Origin of the sequence: Sulfitobacter sp. HI0027, from assembly GCF_001634775.1 — a bacterium.
Classification (GTDB): Bacteria; Pseudomonadota; Alphaproteobacteria; order Rhodobacterales; family Rhodobacteraceae; genus Sulfitobacter.
The window spans coordinates 1-673 of the sequence record NZ_LWER01000095.1; the positions used below are offsets into that span (position 1 = coordinate 1).

Sequence of the window (673 nt, forward strand, 5' to 3'; positions counted from 1 at the left end):
ATTGGGCGGCGGTGCGTTTTACCGTCACGCAGGCGGTGTGGTCGGCGGTGCTGTCTGTGCTGCTGGCGGTGCCGGTCGCGCGGGCCTTGGCGCGGCGGCAGTTTTGGGGGCGTGGGGCGTTGATCACATTGCTCGGCGCGCCGTTTATTCTGCCGGTGATCGTGGCGGTGCTGGGGTTGCTCACGGTCTTTGGCCGCTCGGGCGTGCTGAACCAATTTGGCGCGGCTCTGGGCCTGCCGTCCGTGTCGATCTACGGGCTGCATGGGGTGGTTCTGGCCCATGTCTTCTTTAACCTTCCGCTGGCGACACGGCTTTTGCTGCAAGGCTGGCAGAGCATACCGTCCGAGCGGTTTCGACTGGCCGGGCAGCTGCAGATGACGCCCCGTGCACTGTTTCTGGCGCTGGAATGGCCGATGCTGCGGCAGGTGCTGCCCGGCGTGGCGGCGCTGATCTTCGTGATTTGTCTGACCAGTTTTGCCGTGGCCCTGACACTGGGTGGAGGGCCACGCGCGACGACGATCGAGCTGGCGATCTATCAGGCGTTTCGGTTTGATTTTGACCTTGGACGGGCGGCGCTTTTGTCGGTGGTGCAGCTTGTGCTCGCCGGTGCTGCGGCGGTTGCGGCGCTTTGGCTGATCCCGCCGATCAGCATGGGCGGCGGGCTGGATCGCCC

1 pseudogene is annotated in these 673 nt (G+C 65.7%); it reads left to right on the forward strand.

Features of this window, described 5'->3' with window-relative positions:
* A pseudogene (locus tag A3722_RS05170) lies at positions 1-673 on the forward strand (thiamine/thiamine pyrophosphate ABC transporter permease ThiP); the annotation flags it as partial.